18 protein-coding genes are annotated in these 18,793 nt (G+C 38.0%); 7 read left to right on the forward strand and 11 right to left on the reverse strand.

All coding sequences use genetic code 11. The features are described 5' to 3' along the window. Nucleotides 1-101 precede the first annotated feature (101 nt). The 4 genes from BK574_RS13670 to nadB all read right to left on the reverse strand — a co-directional run bounded on the left by BK574_RS13670 (nucleotide 102) and on the right by nadB (nucleotide 5,111). Nucleotides 102-1,352, reverse strand: coding sequence for a LysM peptidoglycan-binding domain-containing protein (locus tag BK574_RS13670; protein ID WP_078428984.1), 1,251 nt, complete (start codon nucleotides 1,350-1,352; stop codon nucleotides 102-104). 216 nt (nucleotides 1,353-1,568) lie between these two features. After that, on the reverse strand, nucleotides 1,569-2,672 hold the full coding sequence (nadA, locus tag BK574_RS13675) for a quinolinate synthase NadA (protein WP_078428985.1): 1,104 nt from the start codon (nucleotides 2,670-2,672) through the stop codon (nucleotides 1,569-1,571). Beyond that, on the reverse strand, nucleotides 2,669-3,514 hold the full coding sequence (nadC, locus tag BK574_RS13680) for a carboxylating nicotinate-nucleotide diphosphorylase (RefSeq protein ID WP_078428986.1): 846 nt from the start codon (nucleotides 3,512-3,514) through the stop codon (nucleotides 2,669-2,671). Before nadC ends, nadA begins: the two co-directional genes overlap by 4 nt. Nucleotides 3,515-3,524: 10 nt before the next feature. Continuing rightward, on the reverse strand, nucleotides 3,525-5,111 hold the full coding sequence (gene nadB, locus BK574_RS13685) for an L-aspartate oxidase (RefSeq protein WP_078428987.1): 1,587 nt from the start codon (nucleotides 5,109-5,111) through the stop codon (nucleotides 3,525-3,527). A 145-nt stretch (nucleotides 5,112-5,256) separates the two neighbouring features. On the opposite strand from nadB, the gene BK574_RS13690 reads away from it, so the two are divergent. Together BK574_RS13690 and BK574_RS13695 are read left to right on the forward strand one after the other, a co-directional pair. Continuing rightward, nucleotides 5,257-6,387 (forward strand): IscS subfamily cysteine desulfurase, encoded by a 1,131-nt coding sequence (locus BK574_RS13690; RefSeq protein WP_078428988.1) that lies wholly within the window; start codon nucleotides 5,257-5,259, stop codon nucleotides 6,385-6,387. A 69-nt stretch (nucleotides 6,388-6,456) separates the two neighbouring features. Next, a complete protein-coding gene (locus tag BK574_RS13695) occupies nucleotides 6,457-6,990 on the forward strand; it encodes a transcription repressor NadR (RefSeq protein WP_075387593.1) in 534 nt (177 codons plus the stop codon). 81 nt (nucleotides 6,991-7,071) lie between these two features. Here BK574_RS13695 and pheA read toward each other — a convergent pair whose 3' ends face one another. The 4 genes from pheA to BK574_RS13715 all read right to left on the reverse strand — a co-directional run bounded on the left by pheA (nucleotide 7,072) and on the right by BK574_RS13715 (nucleotide 10,434). Next, nucleotides 7,072-7,947 (reverse strand): prephenate dehydratase, encoded by an 876-nt coding sequence (gene pheA, locus BK574_RS13700; protein ID WP_075387592.1) that lies wholly within the window; start codon nucleotides 7,945-7,947, stop codon nucleotides 7,072-7,074. A 21-nt stretch (nucleotides 7,948-7,968) separates the two neighbouring features. Then, on the reverse strand, nucleotides 7,969-8,418 hold the full coding sequence (locus BK574_RS13705; protein ID WP_078428989.1) for an ACT domain-containing protein: 450 nt from the start codon (nucleotides 8,416-8,418) through the stop codon (nucleotides 7,969-7,971). Between the two features lie 179 nt (nucleotides 8,419-8,597). Further along, the gene (obgE, locus tag BK574_RS13710) at nucleotides 8,598-9,881 is read right to left on the reverse strand and encodes a GTPase ObgE (RefSeq protein WP_078428990.1); all 1,284 of its coding nucleotides are present in this window, start codon (nucleotides 9,879-9,881) and stop codon (nucleotides 8,598-8,600) included. A gap of 19 nt (nucleotides 9,882-9,900) precedes the next feature. Then, a complete protein-coding gene (locus tag BK574_RS13715; RefSeq protein ID WP_158211656.1) occupies nucleotides 9,901-10,434 on the reverse strand; it encodes a Spo0B C-terminal domain-containing protein in 534 nt (177 codons plus the stop codon). Between the two features lie 776 nt (nucleotides 10,435-11,210). Between BK574_RS13715 and BK574_RS13720 the strand changes: the two genes are divergently transcribed. From BK574_RS13720 to BK574_RS13730, 3 genes are read left to right on the forward strand one after another with little or no spacing between them, the layout of a single operon-like run. Next, nucleotides 11,211-12,056 carry an ABC transporter ATP-binding protein gene (locus BK574_RS13720; RefSeq protein WP_078428992.1) on the forward strand — a complete coding sequence of 282 codons (846 nt, stop codon included), beginning with the start codon at nucleotides 11,211-11,213 and terminating at the stop codon, nucleotides 12,054-12,056. Beyond that, nucleotides 11,989-12,756, forward strand: coding sequence for an ABC transporter permease (locus BK574_RS13725; RefSeq protein ID WP_075387586.1), 768 nt, complete (start codon nucleotides 11,989-11,991; stop codon nucleotides 12,754-12,756). Before BK574_RS13720 ends, BK574_RS13725 begins: the two co-directional genes overlap by 68 nt. Before the next feature lie 18 nt (nucleotides 12,757-12,774). After that, nucleotides 12,775-13,779, forward strand: a complete 1,005-nt coding sequence (locus tag BK574_RS13730) for an aliphatic sulfonate ABC transporter substrate-binding protein (RefSeq protein WP_078428993.1) — start codon at nucleotides 12,775-12,777, stop codon at nucleotides 13,777-13,779. Between the two features lie 239 nt (nucleotides 13,780-14,018). Here BK574_RS13730 and hemY read toward each other — a convergent pair whose 3' ends face one another. From hemY to hemE, 3 genes are read right to left on the reverse strand one after another with little or no spacing between them, the layout of a single operon-like run. Beyond that, complete coding sequence (gene hemY, locus BK574_RS13735; RefSeq protein WP_078428994.1) at nucleotides 14,019-15,434, reverse strand: protoporphyrinogen oxidase; 1,416 nt, start codon at nucleotides 15,432-15,434, stop codon at nucleotides 14,019-14,021. Then, complete coding sequence (gene hemH, locus BK574_RS13740) at nucleotides 15,434-16,375, reverse strand: ferrochelatase (RefSeq protein ID WP_078428995.1); 942 nt, start codon at nucleotides 16,373-16,375, stop codon at nucleotides 15,434-15,436. Before hemH ends, hemY begins: the two co-directional genes overlap by 1 nt. A 26-nt stretch (nucleotides 16,376-16,401) precedes the next feature. Further along, nucleotides 16,402-17,439, reverse strand: a complete 1,038-nt coding sequence (hemE, locus tag BK574_RS13745; RefSeq protein WP_075387582.1) for a uroporphyrinogen decarboxylase — start codon at nucleotides 17,437-17,439, stop codon at nucleotides 16,402-16,404. Nucleotides 17,440-17,671: 232 nt separating this feature from the next. On the opposite strand from hemE, the gene BK574_RS13750 reads away from it, so the two are divergent. Beyond that, nucleotides 17,672-18,502, forward strand: coding sequence for a HAMP domain-containing protein (locus tag BK574_RS13750; RefSeq protein WP_218970578.1), 831 nt, complete (start codon nucleotides 17,672-17,674; stop codon nucleotides 18,500-18,502). Nucleotides 18,503-18,554: 52 nt separating this feature from the next. After that, the gene (locus BK574_RS28835) at nucleotides 18,555-18,761 is read left to right on the forward strand and encodes a methyl-accepting chemotaxis protein (RefSeq protein WP_078430864.1); all 207 of its coding nucleotides are present in this window, start codon (nucleotides 18,555-18,557) and stop codon (nucleotides 18,759-18,761) included. The last annotated feature ends 32 nt before the right edge of the window (nucleotides 18,762-18,793 follow it).

The raw sequence follows: 18,793 nt of genomic DNA on the forward strand, positions 1-18,793 counted from the left end.
CTAAAAAATCTAAAAAATCTAAATTAATTCAGCTTTTTAGTTTTTAAAGCCAATATAAAGAAGAGACAACAGTACGTTGTCTCCTCTCATTCATTTGTTCATCAATCGTCAAAGTCATCAAATTCTTGAAACTGATGCGGCATTTGTGGACTCATTGGTTGACTAGGTCCTTGCATCATGCCTGGTGACATCGGTTGCGAAGGTGCCATTCCTCCCCAATCCTGCATTCCTTCGATTGCTTGTTGTTGTGATCCAAACTGTTGATACGGCATTGCTTGTTGTGGTGCCATTTGATGCGGTTGTTGAAATGGCATCGCTTGATGTGGTGCCATTTGATGCGGTTGATACGGCATCGCCTGCTGTGGTGCCATTTGATGCGGTTGATACGGCATCGCCTGCTGTGGTGCCATTTGATGCGGTTGATACGGCATCGCCTGCTGTGGTGCCATTTGATGCGGTTGATACGGCATCGCCTGCTGTGGTGCCATTTGATGCGGTTGATACGGCATCGCCTGCTGTGGTGCCATTTGATGCTGTTGATATGGCATCGCCTGCTGTGGTGCCATTTGCTGCGGTTGTTGATACGGCATCGCTTGATGTGGTGCCATTTGCTGCGGTTGGTATGGCATTGTTTGTGCATAGTATGGTGTCATATTTTGTTGATATGGCATCGGAGAACCTCCACCACAAGGAGCACAACCTGGTTGTACTGGAGAAATTGGATAGTACGGTGGACATGGCACCATTTGTGGCATAGGGGCCATAGGGGCCATAGGTGCCATAGTAGGCTGCATTTGAGGTTTCATCATTGGTGGCGCCTCCTTTATTGGCATAACTGGTGGTTTCTTTGGCATCTCTGGCTTAATCATTTCCTTAGGTTTTTCCACCTTTGGAGCAACTGGTGGTTTCGGAACTTTGGGCATTGGTGCCTTATAAGGTTGTGGTTTATAAATATTAAAGTTCATGTTAAATTCTTGCATTTGCTTTGCTGTTAATGGCTGTGGTGGCGGTGCCGTTGGCATCATCATTGGCGGCATTTCTGGCATTGGTACTTCTTTTGGTTTTTCTGGTGGCTGTGGTGCCACTTTTGGTTTTTCTTTTACTGGTGGTGTGACTGGTGCTTCTTTCTTTACGATGGGAGCTTCTTTTTTGGCCATACCAACGAGAGAATCGTATGGTTGTTCTTTTTTTACAGGCACACTCCCTGTAGGTATTTTAATTTTCATTCCTGGCATAATCATGTCTGGATTCGAAAGGTGGTTATTTGCCGCTTTTAGTTGTTCAAAGTCAACATTGTACTTTTTTGCCAATTTCCATAAAGTATCTCCTTTTTGTACAATATGAATTTTCATAGTTCTCCCTCCTTAACTTAGTTTCCATTCCTTTTTGAATAATGGACGAAATGATTACTCTAAGGTCAATCTATGCTTACTTAACTCGTCCTATAACTACGAAAATTGGTAGAGTTTTTTTGAAGGGAGCATTATTCAATGAACATCTTAAGCATTTCAATTTGGAATTGTATTCAAAAAAAAGAAGGAGACCTACTTCATCTCCTTCATGCTTACTTATGCACGTTGTAACATCCGCTCTAATGCAAGTAAAGCGTCTGTGGCCACTTCTGGTCCAACTTTAATCTGGTTGATTGCATTCCCATCTACTATTGATTCTAATGACCATAATAAATGAGGCAGATCGATGCGGTTCATCGTTAAACATGGACACATATTTGGGTTTAATGAAATAACTGTTTTATCTGTGTGAACATTACCTAAGCGACGAACCAAGTTCATTTCTGTCCCAACAGCCCACTTACTATTAGCTGGAGCAGCTTTTAGCTTTTCAATAATGTAATGGGTTGATCCTGCATCATCTGCTAATTGAACCACCTCATGAGTACACTCTGGATGAACAATAATTTGAAACTCTGGGTCTGATTCACGCAGTTCCCGAATATTCTCCACTGTAAATTTCTCATGAACCGAACAATGACCCTTCCATAAAATTACTTTTATTTCTTCAAGTTCACCTTCATACTCTAACCTTTCGATAATAGGGTCCCAAACTGCCATTTGTTCAAGGGGAATTCCTAGATCAAAAGCCGTATTTCTTCCTAAATGTTGGTCTGGCAAAAATAAAATTCGTTCTTTTTGAGTAAATGCCCACTCAACCATCTTTTTCGCATTAGAGGAAGTGACAGTCGCTCCCCCATTACGACCACAAAACGCTTTAATCGCAGCTGTACTATTTACATACGTTAAAGGTAGGATTGTATCTCCAAAATCTTTCTCTAATGCTTTCCATGCTTTTTCTGTTTGGTTAATATCAGCCATATCTGCCATCGAGCAGCCCGCACGCATATCAGGCAAAACAACTATTTGACGCTCATCTGTTAAAATGTCGGCTGTTTCAGCCATAAAGTGTACACCACAAAATACTACAAAATCAGCTTCAGTATTTTTTGCGGAAATTTGAGCAAGCTGCAATGAATCTCCTGTTACGTCAGCAAATTGAATGACTTCATCTCTCTGATAATGGTGTCCTGGAATGAATAGACGTTTCCCTAATTCTGCCTTAATTTCACGAATTCTAGTTTCCATTTCTTCCGTCGTCATATCACGATATTTTTCTGGAAGCATTTGATTGGTATTTAATAATTCTTGTAAGCTCATCCTTTTTTTCCTCCTTCTAAATTAAAGCTTATATCTAATGCCGATACTGAATGTGTTAATGCACCTAATGAAATATAATCCACACCTACATTTCGGTAAAGAGCCAAGTTGTTGACTTGAATTCCACCCGATGCCTCCGTAACAATATGTTCTGGAACTAATTGAACCCATTTTTCCATCACATCTGGTGGGCAATTGTCAAACATAATAATATGAGCCCCTGCTTCAACCGCTTCTCGTACTTCTTCCTCCGTTTCAACTTCAACCTCAATTTTTACCATGTGGCCTAGGCTTGCTTTAGCTTTATTTACAGCTTGAGTAATACTTCCTGCTGCTGTAATATGGTTGTCCTTAATCATTACACCATCATATAAACCAAAACGATGATTAAATCCTCCTCCACTACGAACGGCATACTTTTCAAAAATTCGCAAACCAGGTGTTGTTTTTCTCGTATCACAAATTCTTGTATGGCTGTCATTTAAAGTTTCAACCGCTTTGCTTGTGAATGTTGCAATTCCACTCATACGCTGCATTAAGTTTAGAATTACACGTTCACCAGTGAGCAATGTTTTTACTGGTCCTGTTACTTGGGCAACGCAAGTTCCATAGTCAACTCTATTCCCATCATGATAGTGATATAGAACATCAACGTTCGGATTCAGCATTTTATAGCCGAGCTTAATGATATTTAATCCTGAAATTACACCCTCACCTTTTACAATAAAATGGCCTGTTCTAATATCCTCATCCGAAAAAATAGTGTTTGTTGAAATATCTCCTTCACCAATATCCTCAATAAAAAATTGCTGAAGCTTCTCTTTTACCTTAAGGTCATTCATGTTTATCCCCCTATATTACAAAGTTACTAACGAAACCTTTTTTGTTTAACACATACGGCTCACCCTTATGGATTGAACAAAAAACCGTCTGAAGTAAACAGTGGTCACTAGAAAGTGGATAGTCAATACGATAATGGCTTCCTCGACTTTCTTTTCTACATAGTGCAGAAGCTGCAATTAAATAACCAATCGTCAGCATGTTGCGGATTACGTGTTGTTCCGAAGAAATTTGGTAATATTGATTAGACTGAATTAATGATTTATATTTTTCAAACCATCTTATTGCTTTCAATAAGTTTTCTTTTGTTCTGACAATACCTACCCATTTGGACATAATCTCTTGTATTTCGTTTATTGTTGGAAGTTCTTGAACAGTGCTCATATCCTGACAAACGATTGGCATCACTTTCGTTTGTCGTACAGTTTCTTCAGTATGGAGAATCGTTCGAGCAAGTTCGTTTGCAAATACGACTCCTTCTAGTAAAGAATTACTTGCTAATCGATTTGCTCCATGGACACCTGTATTCGCAACCTCTCCAATAGCATATAATCCGTCTAATGATGTTTTCCCTTGAGCATTTGTTTCGACTCCACCCATCATAAAATGAGCGCCAGGCGCAATGGGAATTAGCCCATTTTCTAACTGAATCCCTGCTTTAACACAAAGAGAAGACACTGATGGAAACTTCTTTTGAAAATCATGAATAGAACGGATATCTAAGAAAACTTTTTCATTTTTCAAAATCCTTTGGAAAATCACTCTTGCTACAACATCTCGAGGAGCTAGGTCACCAAGTTCATGCTTTCCTTCCATTAGTAACTGTCCGTCTTCAGTAACAAGACGAGCCCCTTCTCCCCTTACCGCTTCTGAAACTAACCCTGCACCTCTTCCATTCTTGACGAGCATCGTAGGATGAAATTGAACAAACTCCATATCAGCAAGTCGTGCTCCTGCACGGTATGCAAGGGCCATACCATCTCCAGTTATTGTCGAGTGATTAGATGTAACTGAATAGAGTTGTCCTGCCCCGCCCGTTGCTAGCACGACATGCGGTGCAAAATACCGAACGGGTTGTTGATATTTATCCAAACACACGACACCATAACATTGACCATTTTCAACCATTAAATCTCTTGCATCCGTATGATCATGAATGGTTACATGCTGTTTTACTCTCGTAATAAGGCGAGTCGTTAATTCTTTTCCTGTCGCATCCCCACCAGCATGAAGAATTCGTCGTTTTAAATGAGCGCCTTCCTGACCTAATAAATACGTACCATCTTTTCCTTTATCAAATTGCACTCCAAGAGTTTCTAACTTTTCAATCATTGTGGCTCCTTGCTTTACAAGAAGCTCAGTAACATCTTCATTATTGTAATGACAACCAGCGCGTAGCGTATCTAAAAAATGATCTCTCCAATCATCTTCTTGATCAATAACTGCTGCAATACCACCTTGAGCCATCATTGAATTACTATGAGAAACATCTGACTTTGTGATGATTATCACATTCTTGTGGAAAGAAAGAAGTTCAGCTGCCATTAGCCCTGCAATTCCACTTCCAACGATAATGACATCTGAATTAAATACTTTCATAACTAAATGACCTCCTTAGCCATTTACATCTGTCTTGACACCTATCTTTACATAATTTTAAACTAGTGACAAGAGTTTTTTTACAATTACATCTGTGTAAGATATTAGAAATTAAAGAAATAGCCATGAAGGAAGGATTTGACCAATGATATATCTAGACTATTGTGCTACGACTCCAATGTCAGAAAAAGCTTTATCGACCTACTCAAAAGTAGCGAAAGAATATTTCGGTAACCCTAGTAGCTTACATGACTACGGCACATATGCTCATCAATTACTTGAACAATCAAGAAAAGATATTGCGAAAATGATCGGTGCAGAAAAAGAAGGTATTTACTTCACAAGTGGTGGGTCAGAAAGTAATTATTTATCCCTTCTATCAATAATTCGAGGAAATAGTAATCGCGGAAAACATATTATATCTACCAAAATTGAACATCCTTCTGTCCTGAATTCATTGAAAATTTTAGAAAAGGAAGGGTATTCTATAACGTTTGTGCCAGTCAATTCGTTTGGGGTGGTAGAGCTTGAACAATTAGAAAGCGAAATCAGAGAAGAAACTGTACTTGTGTCCATTGGCCATGCAAATAGTGAACTTGGTACGATTCAAAATTTGAAGGCTATCGGTGAATTATTGAAAAGTAAAAACGTATTATTTCACAGTGATTGCGTTCAAACCTTCGGAAAACTTTCTATCGATGTCAAAGATTTTCACCTTTCAGCTGTTACGATGTCCGCCCATAAAATTTATGGACCTAAAGGAGTAGGTGCTGTATACTTGTCCCCTGAGCTTTCATGGAGTGCAATTGTTCCAAATAGTTCACAGGAGAAAGGATTTCGCCAAGGTACAGGAAATGTTCCTGGGATTGCTGCATTTTCTGTTGCCGCAACAGATTTACATCGAGCAATGAACAGCGATAGTGAACGATTTCAACAGTTACAACAGTTATTTTTACAGTCCATTGACTCATCAAAAATAACCCTTGAAGGGCATCCGAAACATCGTTTAGCTCATCACCTTTGTCTTCGAGTTAAAGGAATTGAAGGGCAATTTATGATGCTTGAATGTAATCGCAAAGGTATAGCCATATCTACAGGAAGTGCTTGTAAGGTAGGACAAACTACACCATCTATTGCAATGACCGAAACTGGAAAAACAATTGACGAAGCTCGAGAGATGATCCGAATATCATTTGGAAGAGAAACAACAGAAGAGCATATACGTTTTACAGTTAAAGCGATGAACGATATTATCGAAAATTATTTTCGTAACTAGCCCAAAATATTTTACAAAACCGTACTAAAGTGAACTTGTTTTAGATTGAAAGAGAAAGAGGGGAAAGAAATGACAACGAAAAAAATATTAGGAGAAGAACGTCGTAAATTAATATTAAGTTGGTTAAAATCGACCAATACTCCTATTACAGGAAACGATTTAGCAGAAAAAACTGGGGTCAGTCGGCAAGTTATTGTTCAAGACATTTCGATTTTGAAGGCACGAAATCATCCCCTTATAGCGACTGCTCAAGGGTATATGTTTATCAAACCAAATCATGAAGAACAAACAGTCAGACAAGTGATTGCCTGTAAACATCATCCAAATGAAACAGAAGAAGAACTATTATTACTTGTGGATCACCGTGTGACCGTTCGGGATGTGATGATAGAGCACCCTATTTATGGCGATTTAACCGGTTCTTTAATGTTAAATAATCGGCATGACGTTTTACAATTTACGGAGAAAATGCGTGAAACAAAAGCTGTACTTCTTTCGGAATTAACTGAAGGAGTACATCTCCACACTATCGAAGCCGATCGAATGGAGCATATTGAAGCTGCTGTAAATGCGTTAAAGCAAAGGGGATTTTTATTAAACTAACTAAAAACGTTTAATTTTCTTAATACAATTTAAAAAAACTAGCTCACCTGGTGAGCTAGATTCATTTAGTATCAACCTTTTTCAGAGCGTTGTTTTTTCTACTTTTGCTGAAGAAATGGTAAAGAAAGGATAACTCCCTAATACACGAACTCCACAACCTAATGCTTCTAATTCTGCAATGACACCTGGAATTAAAATCTCATCCATCTTTTGCTCTACATCAATTACAAAGAAATAATTACCTAACCCCGTTTTCATTGGACGCGATTCAATTTTAGAAAGATTGAGCTTTCGCCATGAAAATGCGCTTAAAACTTGGTGTAGTGCCCCAGAGTAATCAGAAGGTAATGTAATCATCAACGTAGTTTTATGCCCTAAAGTATAAGGTGTAACAATTTCTTCACGTTTTTTTGACAAAATCACAAAGCGAGTACGGTTATTTTCGTAATCATGAATATTCTTTTCAATAATGGAAAGATTATAGGTTTTAGCAGCTAGTTCATTTCCAATTGCTGCTACTTTTAAGTTCGGATTTTCCATCACAAACTTCGCTGCAGCACTAGTAGAATTAGCATACTTTACTTCACCTTGAGGTAAAGCTATTCTTAAGAATTCATGACATTGAGCAATGGCATGTGGATGTGAGTAAATTGAATGAACCGATTTCCAATCATTTAAATGATTAGGGTGAATAAGTAAATGTTGCTCAACTGGTACACTAACTTCACCAACAATTGGCAGTTGATGTTTATGAATAAGATAGTCTAATGTCAAATTTACCGAACCTTCAATAGCATTTTCTAATGGGACAACAGCAGCATCTACTTCTCCACTAGATACCCCTTCCATACACGTTGGGATAGTAGAAAATTCTTTACGGATTTGTTTTGGGAAGATCGACATAGTTGCCATTTCTGTAAATGAACCAGCTGGTCCTAAAAATCCTATCGTTTTCATTTGTTACACCGTTCCTTTCTTTTAAGAGCCTGAACCGACAACTTCAACTTTAATAACGGTTTCTAAATCCCGTATTGATTGAATAAGTTTATTTACTTCCATTTTCATCGTAACTGTATCGATCGTTAACGTAATATTCGCTCTTCCTTTTAATGGGATCGTTTGGTTAATGGTTAGTACATTACATCCCGAAGCAGCAACAATTGAGAGCAACTGAGATAGCGTTCCTGAACGATCTTCTAAGTTAATTGATAAAGTAATAATCTTTTCTTTAATCATTTTATGAAAAGGATAAATGCCATCACGATATTTGTAAAATGCACTCCTGCTTAGTCCTACTTCTTTTACGGCTTCATTTATTTTTTTAACTTTGCCTGATTCTAGTAACTCTTTAGCTTCAAGTGTCTTTTGCATCGCTTCAGTTAACATATCTTCACGTACGAGGTAAAACTGTTCAATACCTTTGGACATCGTACCATCACCAATCCCTCTAAAGCTATTTTACCATTATAAATTTGTTAGAACCTTTTGACAATGGTAAATTCCTTTCCTCTTTTCCTACTTGAGGTTAACACAGATACAAAATCGTTAATGAAAATAATGAAAAAACACTTAAAAAGCCGCCTTTTTAGAGGCGACTCTCTTGTTGCTTATTCAACAAACTCAAATTCGTACTCTAATAAACGAACGATATCTCCATCTTTGGCACCGCGATTCCTCAATGCATCATCGACTCCCATACCCCGTAACTGTCTGGCAAACCGACGAACAGATTCATCACGAGAGAAATCCGTCATTTTAAATAACTTTTCGATATCAGCTCCTGAAATAACATACGAACCATCATCCCCTCGCGTAATGATGAATGGATCCTCTTTCTTTTCATGGCGATACAATACTCTCGTTTGATCAGGTACTTCTTCATATAATGGAAACTCAGGTGTATGATCGACTTTATCAGCTACTGCTAGCGATAGTTCTCTCACACCTTGCCTTGTAAAAGCTGAGATAGGAAAAACTGGGATATCCTCTTGTAAAGCTTCTTTAAATTGCTTTAAATTCTCTTCTGATTCAGGCATGTCCATTTTATTAGCTACAATAATTTGCGGTCTTTCTAAAAGACGCATGTTGTATTGTCTTAGTTCGTCATTAATCTTTACGTAATCTTCATAAGGGTCTCGCCCTTCTAAGGCAGACATATCAATAATATGTACAATTACTTTCGTACGTTCAATATGCCTTAAAAATTGATGACCTAATCCTACCCCAGAATGAGCGCCTTCGATCAAACCTGGTAAGTCAGCCATAACAAAGCTTCTTCCATCCTCTGTCTCTACAACACCTAAATTAGGTGTTAAAGTTGTGAAGTGATAGTCAGCAATCTTTGGCCTTGCTGCGGAAACGACTGACAGTAGTGTAGACTTCCCGACACTAGGGAATCCAACTAATCCAACATCCGCAAGAACTTTCAGCTCTAAAGATACATATCTTTCTATACCAGGCTCCCCATTTTCAGCAATTTCTGGTGCTGGGTTTGATGGTGTCGCAAACCTTGTATTTCCACGTCCACCACGACCACCTTTAGCAATCACCGCTTGCTGACCATGTTGCGTTAAATCAGCAATCACTTCATGCGTGTCATCATCAACAACAGTTGTTCCTGGTGGGACTTTAATGATAAAGTCTTCAGCATTTTTTCCGTGCTGATTCTTAGGACGCCCGTGCTCTCCTCTTGGAGCTTTAAAGTGTTTTTGGTAACGGAAGTCCATGAGTGTTCTTAAACCTTCTTCAACTTCAAATATAACATCCGCACCTTTACCACCATCTCCACCAGCTGGGCCACCATCTGGAACATATTTTTCTCGGCGATAGGCAACCATCCCATTTCCACCGTCGCCACCTTTAACATAAACCTTAACCTTATCTACAAACATAAATATTCTCACCTCTAAATTATTTCAACGCTACGACAAAAAACATTTCATTAACAGAAATTTGCTTTTCTGTAATCTTAAATAGCTCTGATGATGGTGACTGGAACCAAGATGTAATGGATGAGATTTCTTTAAACTGTCCTTGAAAATCAAATATTAATTTGATTTCGTCCTCTAACAACTGAAACGTAATTAATAAATGATTTTCTGTACCTTCATCACAGCACTGATCGATTAATTTCATTAAATTAGAACACCATTCATGCAGTACATTCTCATAATGACTTAAATCTTTCACATCACCAATGACTTCTATTTCTAGTTCATAATAATGGTTTTCCCAATTAAAAGTTAATAAATCCGCTACTACTGCTGGTATATTCAAATTAGATAATTTACTTTCATTTTGAGATTGCTGTATGACAGAATGAATAATTTCTTCAACTCGTTCAGGTCGATTCAAAGCAAGATTCCCTTTGATTAATTGCATTACATTTAACCAGTCATGCCGTGAATGACTCAAAATATTAATAATTTCTTTTGGTTTGGCCATACCTGTACTCCACCTTATCATTACTATGCTCTAAACAGTATAGCAAAAATTCACGTATGTTTCTTTTATTTTAAAAAAAAGAAAAGCGGAAGGGTCTTGTTCAGCCCCAACTAGCAAATGTACGAGTACTTACATCCACTAATTAAAAAGCAAAGGCCATAAAGTGAAAGGACCATCAGTGAGGGTTTTCCCTCCCCCCACTGATGGTCCTTTCTAGGTAAAAAGACTCAATCCACAAAGGTGCGAAATATTCTTTTCTAAACGCATCCATACTAACAAAAAGTTTGTGATTAGACAGGAGTGAATTCCGTGGTACAACCTCAAAACGATACTGTCCACCAGTCTATTCTGGCTATACAAAAAGCACTACAGGCTTTACAAGTAAAAGCTGATAATCCTCAATTAATGATTTAAGCTGAAGACAAGCTTCACCAACTAAAGCTACAATTAAAGGAAGAGGAAAAATCAGCAGCTCCTCAAGTTCTGCAAGAAATTCAACAAACCGAACAACAAATTAATTCTATTTTATATGAGTTACATCACCAGTTACACCAACAACAAAGGTTATAGTCTAAGGACTAGGCAATCGATTTTTAAGATGTATATGACAATCAGGGATCAAGCAAATCACGCTTAGTCCCTTTAGAAATTTAAGATACATATAAGTATTGACAGACTAAAAGTTCCATCATATACTAACAACATAATTAAAGCCGACTAAAAAGATATGATTTGTCACAAATTAGAAAATACGGTACTTAAAGGAGGTCTGTGCAATGGCTGATGTTCAAATTAAAGATGTAGGTAAGACATTCCATAACAAAGATGATAAAACAGCTTACACAGTCTTTGAAAATATAAATCTAGATTTAAAATCAGGAGAGTTCGTATCTTTGCTTGGTCCATCTGGATGCGGAAAGTCAACATTGTTAAACATTGTTGCAGGTCTAGACCAAGCAACCACTGGTACAGTGAAAGTTAGTAACCGTGTCATTTCAAGCCCTGGCTCTGACCGAGGCGTTGTTTTCCAAGAAGCAGCTCTTATGCCTTGGTTGACGGTACTTGAAAACGTTATGTTCGCATTAAAAAAGAAAATGAAAAAAGATGAAGCCAAACAAAAAGCAATCGAGTATTTAAAACTCGTACATTTAAGTAAATTTATCAATTCTTATCCACACGAACTTTCAGGCGGGATGAAACAACGTGTGTCCATTGCTCGTGCTTTAGCGATGGATCCGAAAATTCTCTTAATGGATGAGCCATTTGGAGCTTTAGATGAGCAAACCCGTTCGATGTTACACAAAGAAGTTCAGTATATTTGGGAGGAAACGAAAAAAACAATCCTCTTTGTTACCCATAATATTCGTGAATCCATCCTTTTATCAGATCGTATTGTCTTAATGGGAGTTAGACCTGGCGGCATTATTAAAACATTTGATGTAAATATACCAAGACCTAGAAAACAAGCCAGTCCAGAATTTATCAAGCTAGAAGAAGAAATTATGGAGCATCTAGCTGGTGAAATAGAAAAAGTCATGAGGGAGGAAATGGGAGATGACTACAATAGTAAGAAGGCTGCTCTTCTTTATGGCACTAATCGTAATCTGGGAGATCACATATAGACTAAACCTTAGTTATCAATTTTTCTCTGTCATGATGTTCCCTTCACCAGGTGGAACGTTAACACAGCTATATCGTGGTTTCTTTGAAACGGGAATATTATTTCACGCATTAACAACAAGTATCCAAAGAATTATTATTGGTTTTGTTCTCGCTATTATTATCGGTGCTTCACTAGGTATTTTATTGGCACGATCGAGGTTTGCTGATGATACATTAGGATCACTCGTTATTGCTCTTCAATCGGTTCCGAGTATTGTATGGTTACCGATTGCGCTTATGTTTTTTGCAGGTAGTGATTTTGCCATTATCTTTATTATAGTATTGGGTGGAACCTGGGCGATGACGATGAATGTAAGAATGGGTATCAAAAATGTTCAACCACTTCTAATTCGAGCCGCTCGGACCATGGGATATAACCGTACAGAACTTGTTTGGAAAGTAATGATCCCTGCCTCTATCCCTTCTGCTTTAACTGGTGCAAGACTTGCCTGGGCGTTCGGTTGGCGTGCGTTAATGGCTGGGGAGCTTCTTGGAACAGGTGGTTTAGGACGTACATTACTAAATGCAAAAGATATGTTCAATATGGACCTTGTTATTGCAATTATGGTTATTATTTCATTAATCGGTTTAACGGTTGAGTATTTAATATTTAACAGAGTAGAAAAACGAGTCCTTACTCGCTTCGGACTATCAAAATAATAAATAGGGGGAAACAACATGAAAAAATTATTAAAAGCTGTTGCAGGTGTTGCCTTAGTTGGGATGCTAGCTGCTTGTGGCTCTGGGAACACTTCAGGTGAAGGCTCAGCCGATAGTGTCTCAATCGGATACTTTCCAAATCTAGATCACGCAGCAGGTATTGTTGGAATGGAAAAAGGATTTTTCCAAGATGAACTTGGAGATGTTGAAGCTAGCTTTAGAGATTTCCCAAATGGAAATGACTTTATCGAAGCGCTAGACGCTGGGACATTAGACATCGGTTACGTTGGACCTGGTCCTGCCATTAACTACTTCTTAAGAGGTGGAGATGTTGTCGTATTAAGTGCCGCAGCTAATGGAGCTACTTTAATCGTCGCTCGTGAAGATGCTGGTATTGAAGAACTTGCTGACTTTGACGGGAAGTCGTTCTGTACACCAGGTAATGGTTGTACTCACAATGTTCAGTTAGAAATCATGCTTCAAGATATTGGTCTTGAATCAAACCGTCTTGGTGGTACTGTTGAACACCAATCACGTATCGCCCCAGCCAACATGGTCGCAATGTTTGAACAAGGGCAAATTGATGCAGCTGCAGCTCCAGAACCTTGGGGCACCTACCTTGTTGAAGAATTAGGAGCCAAAGTTGTGACTGAATGGAATGATGTATTTTTAGGGGAAACATTACCAAGTGTTGTATTAGTAACTTCTAAACGTTTCATGGAAGAACAGCCTGAAATTGTTAATGCTGTATTAAAAGGGCATATTGAGTCTGTTCAGTACACTCAAGACCATACTGAAGATACGTTAAAGGCTATTAATGACACTCTTTATAATTTAACACAGCAACGCTTACCAGAAAGTGTTCTTGAAAATGCTTGGCAGCGTATGGTTGTTACAACAGATACGTTCCCAGAAGCACTTCAAGCATGGGCGGATGCGTCTTACCAATTAAGCTTTATTGAAGAAGATCCTGATTTAGATGGATTCGTAGATACTTCAAAACTTGAAGACCTATTAAAATAAGGATAAACAAGGAGGCTTCCATTATTATTTAGTGGGAGCCTCTTTTTGCTTCTTATTATTGGAAGTGTACTCGCGTTCCTTTATATAGTTAAGTAACGTTTTTACTTGTCCATAATGGGACTCAAGCTCCATTATTCTCGCAAAAATGAAAAACACACGGTTAACTAAGATGCCGTGTGTTTCTTGAATATTCAGCTATTTTATTAATACAGCTAACTATCAAAGCTAACATGCGAATGTTAAATCATCTCTATCACTTTTTGTACAACAACCTCGCCTTGATCGATACAATCTGGCAATCCAAGGCCTTCATAGGCTGCGCCTGCGACATAAACACCAGGCATTTCCTCTACTAAATTAGCTTTTAACTGCTCAATTCTTTGCTTATGTCCTACCATATATTGAGGCATAGCTTTATTCCAACGTGTAATTTTATAAAATTCAGGTTCCTCATTTATATTCATGATCTTCTTTAAGTCTTTCTGCACTGCTGCAAGGATACTTTCATCTGATTCACCTACAATTTCATCATTTCCAAAACGCCCCACGTAACAACGAAGGAGCGCATAACCATCTGGAGCAGAGTGTTTCCACTTTTTATGCGTCCATGTACAGGCCGTGATTGAGTATTCACTCTTTTTGGCAACAACAAACCCTGTACCTTTAAGTTCCCCTTTAATGCTCGAAAGCGGGAAACCCATTGCAATAGTAGCTACAGAAGTGGATGGAATTCCCTTTAGCGGATTAATAATAAGATCGTAATCTCTTAATAACTTTTGAGTCACTTCGTGGGGTGTCGTTAAAATGACTCGGTCAAACGTCTCTACATTTCCATTGGAAAACGTTAATTTATACCTCTCCCCGTCTTTTTGGACTCGCTCAATATCTACTGCCTTTATGACCGCATCTTCATCTAAATAGTTTTCAAGACTGTCTACTAATGATTGCAAGCCACCTTTAAATGACATAAACATTCCTCTAGACTTACTTGACTGAGTCGGTTTAACAGGCTTCGGTGTCGCCTTACTCATCCCTAGTATAAGACTACGATATTTTTGCTCCACTTGATGAAATTGAGGAAAAGTGGCCATTAAACTTAGTCGATCAATATCTCCTGCATAAATTCCAGATAACAATGGTTCAATTAAATTTTCAACTACCTCATCACCTAACCGTTTTCTAAAAAATTGGCCCAATGATTGGTCTGCACCAGGCAGACTTGTTTTTGGTAGAAACAAATCCCCTGCTGCACGTAGTTTTCCAAATGGTGAAAACAGTTTTGTTGTTGCAAAAGGTGCTAGCTTTGTAGGTATTCCCATAATAGCACCACCTGGAATCGGATACAGTTGGTCATCTTTTAATACGAACGATTGTCCTGTATTGTTATACACGAGCTCCTTCTCTAGTCCAACTTCTTTTGCTAGTCTCGCAGCGCTTTGCTTTCTAGCCAAAAAAGAGTCTGGGCCTTGTTCGATGACAAAGCCGTTTGTATAGTCGGTTTTTATTTTACCACCTAACTTTTCACTCGACTCAAACAGCTTGTACTCCAAGCCTAAGCCTTTACTCATTATTTCTTTTTGTAGATAATAAGCAATGGTTAAACCTGTAATTCCCCCTCCAACGATAGCCACTCTTTTTTTCTGTCTGTTACTCACTAGATGTCACGTACTTTCTCTTTTAACTTTTCAGTAACGACTTTGGCTAAACAGTTTATAAATTCTTGTTGTGCGTTAGGCATTTCAGGTCGATAGTAATCTACATTAAGTTCATCTGTAATTACTTTACACTCCGTATCATTATCGTAAAGAACTTCAAGATGATCCGCGACAAAGCCCACTGGACAATAGATAAAGGATTGGTAGTTCGACTTCTCATAAAGATCACGAGTCAAATCTTGTACGTCAGGTCCAATCCAGGGCTCTGGCGTATTACCTGCACTTTGCCAACCAATTGTATAGTTTTTTAGACCTGCAGCATTTGCAATTAAATCTGCTGTCTCTTGAAGTTGCTTTGGATAAGGATCACCCATTTGAATGATCTTTTCAGGTAAACTATGAGCTGAGAAAATAACAACTGCCGAATTTTCATCTTCTATATTAGCCATAGTTTGTTTGATTTGGTTTGCCCAATACTCAACAAAAAGAGGTTCAGCATACCAACTATCAATACTATAGATTGCAGGACCTGAAATTTTCTCTGCTTCTTCTTTCGCTCGACAGTTATACGATTTCACACTAAAAGTAGAATAATGAGGGGCTAAGACGATACTGATCGCTTCTTCAATACCATCTTCTTTCATTTGCAAAACGGCATCCTCAATAAATGGATCAATATGCTTTAAGCCAAGATATGCCTTGAATTCAAGGTGATCAAAGCGTTTATTCATTTCATCTTCTAATCCTTTAGCTTGGGCTTCTGTTATTTTTGCTAACGGACTAATGCCACCGATGGCTTCGTAGCGTGAAATTAAATCTTCTAGAGCTTCTTCAGAAGGTTTTCTACCTCTACGGATATGTGTATAGTAAGACTCTACCTCATCTAAACTCCGAGGAGTTCCATACGCCATTACGAGAAGTCCAATTTTTCGTTTAGACATTCTACTAACAACCCCTATCTGCTATATTATTTAGTGCTACTATATTCATGTACGAATGCAGTAAGTCTTCGTAATGTATCAGGATTCACTTCTGGAAAAACGCCGTGCCCAAGATTAAAGATATGTCCTGGGGCATGTCCCATACCTTGGTCTAAGATTGCTTTTGCCTTCTCTTCAATTACTTCCCATGGTGACAGGAGAATTGCAGGATCAAGATTTCCTTGTACAGGCTTATTCACACCTTTAGTCCCCGCTTCTGTAATTGAAAGTCTCCAGTCTAAGCCAACAACATCTAATGGGAGGTCATTCCATTCTTTCACCAAATGGCTCGCTCCAACTCCAAACATAATTAACGGTACACCTTCACCTCTTAATTCTGCAAAAATACGGTTCATAACTGGTTTTACAAACAATCGGTAGTCTGCAACATTTAATGCTCCTACCCAAGAATCGAAGATTTGTATTGCTTGTGCGCCAGCTTTTATTTGTGATTTTATATATGTAATGGTCATGTCACCAAGCTTGTCCATTAATAGATGCCATGCGTCTGGCTCTGCATACATAAATGCCTTTGTTTTGTTGTAATTTTTAGAAGGACCGCCTTCAATCATATAACTCGCTAATGTGAAAGGAGCGCCACCAAAGCTAATAAGTGGAACATTGAGTTGTTCTCTTAAGATTTTTATTGTTTCTAAAACATAAGGCACATCTTCTTCTGGTTGGATTGTTCCTAATTTCGCAACATCTTCTTTAGATCGAATAGGATTATCAATGACTGGACCAATTCCTGATTTAATTTCCACATCAACCCCAATAGCTGGTAGAGGTGTCATGATATCTTTATATAGGATCGCTGCATCATTATTATATTGGTCCACTGGAAGTTTCGTCACATAAGCACAAAGTTCAGGCTGATGCGTGATTTCAAATAGTGAGTACTTTTCTTTTATTTCACGATATTCAGGCTGTGAACGGCCCGCTTGCCTCATATACCACACTGGTGTATGATCTGTTTTTTCCCCTCTACAAGCTCTTAAAAAGTTATCATTAAATTGGGTAGTCATTCCTACACACCTTTCTAATTCCGAATATATCGATACGATGTTTATTGTAAATCATTCAGGAAAAAATCATTTTCTATCCCTCAATGATTTGATCAACCTCTTTTACTATAAATCCCACAAATTACAATGTATATACTCCAACTTAAACTGTCAAAAAATTGATGAATATCTAGGACTTATTTACATTCTTAATTTTTATCAATATCAAGTGGTCGATGAACATCGAAGTGAAATGGAACTAATTAGTGAAAGAGCTGTACAAATTTCTGATGTAGCCTCATTATTCAGTTATAAATATATAGCAATTACAGATGTTGATTACCACGGGGTAATCAATCAAGATCAATACGTACAAAATGATACTAAACTTAAAGAAATTTTAACCACGATTGAAGATGTCATACATACCGAAAATGATAAGCAATTGTATCAATCACTCGTGCTCTATAATTCACAATTTGATAGCAGGGTAGATGTCATTATTGAAGGATTAACAGGAACGAACCCCCAAACTATGCAACAACTTGCATTAATTCGATACGAAACGATACATACGGTAAATGAATTAGATGCGATTTTAACAGACCGCTTTATTGTAGCTAGTGAAAATATGAATAATGCCCTTAGTTTAGCTGTAATGATTAGTGTTATTTCCTTTCTTATAGCAACAATGATTGGTGGCGTTTTATTCTACGCTCTTTCTCGCTCAATTAAACAATCCGTTAACCGCACTTTATCAGTCGCAACAGAAGTAAGTAAAGGGAACCTACTTACCGATGAAATTAAAGTTCGGTCAAAAGATGAGTTTGCATTCTTAGCAACAGCTGTAAACGAAATGATTCGAAATTTACGAGGGCTTGTAGCTAATATTACTTCCACTTCACAAAATGTTTCAGCTGCTAGTCATGAACTCGTTTCTTCTTCTGAAGAAGTAAATGCTGGTTCACAACAAGTTGCAGGATCTTTACAAGAAATGGCGAGTGGTCAAACCGAATTAAATCAGTCCATTAATCAATCGGCAACCACATTTCAAGAAATGGAAGGTCATTTAAAATTAGTTTAGCAATCTACGGAAGCTATCGTTTCAAACAAATTTACTCTCATTAAATGCCAATATCGAAGCAGCTCGAGCAGGTGAGGCTGGAAAAGGATTTGCAGTTGTAGCTGATGAAATTCGTAAACTTTCTACTCAAAGCGAAAATGCAGCGAATACAATTTCTGCAATTATTAACCGGATTTCAACCCAAGTAAATCATTCAATTGAAAAGTCATTTCTGCCACAATGGAACAGCAAGTTGCAACAATGGAAAGCGTTACACTAGCATCAGAAGAATTATCAATTATAGCCAACGAG

Source organism: Alkalihalobacterium alkalinitrilicum (assembly GCF_002019605.1).
GTDB lineage: Bacteria > Bacillota > Bacilli > Bacillales > Bacillaceae_F > Alkalihalobacterium > Alkalihalobacterium alkalinitrilicum.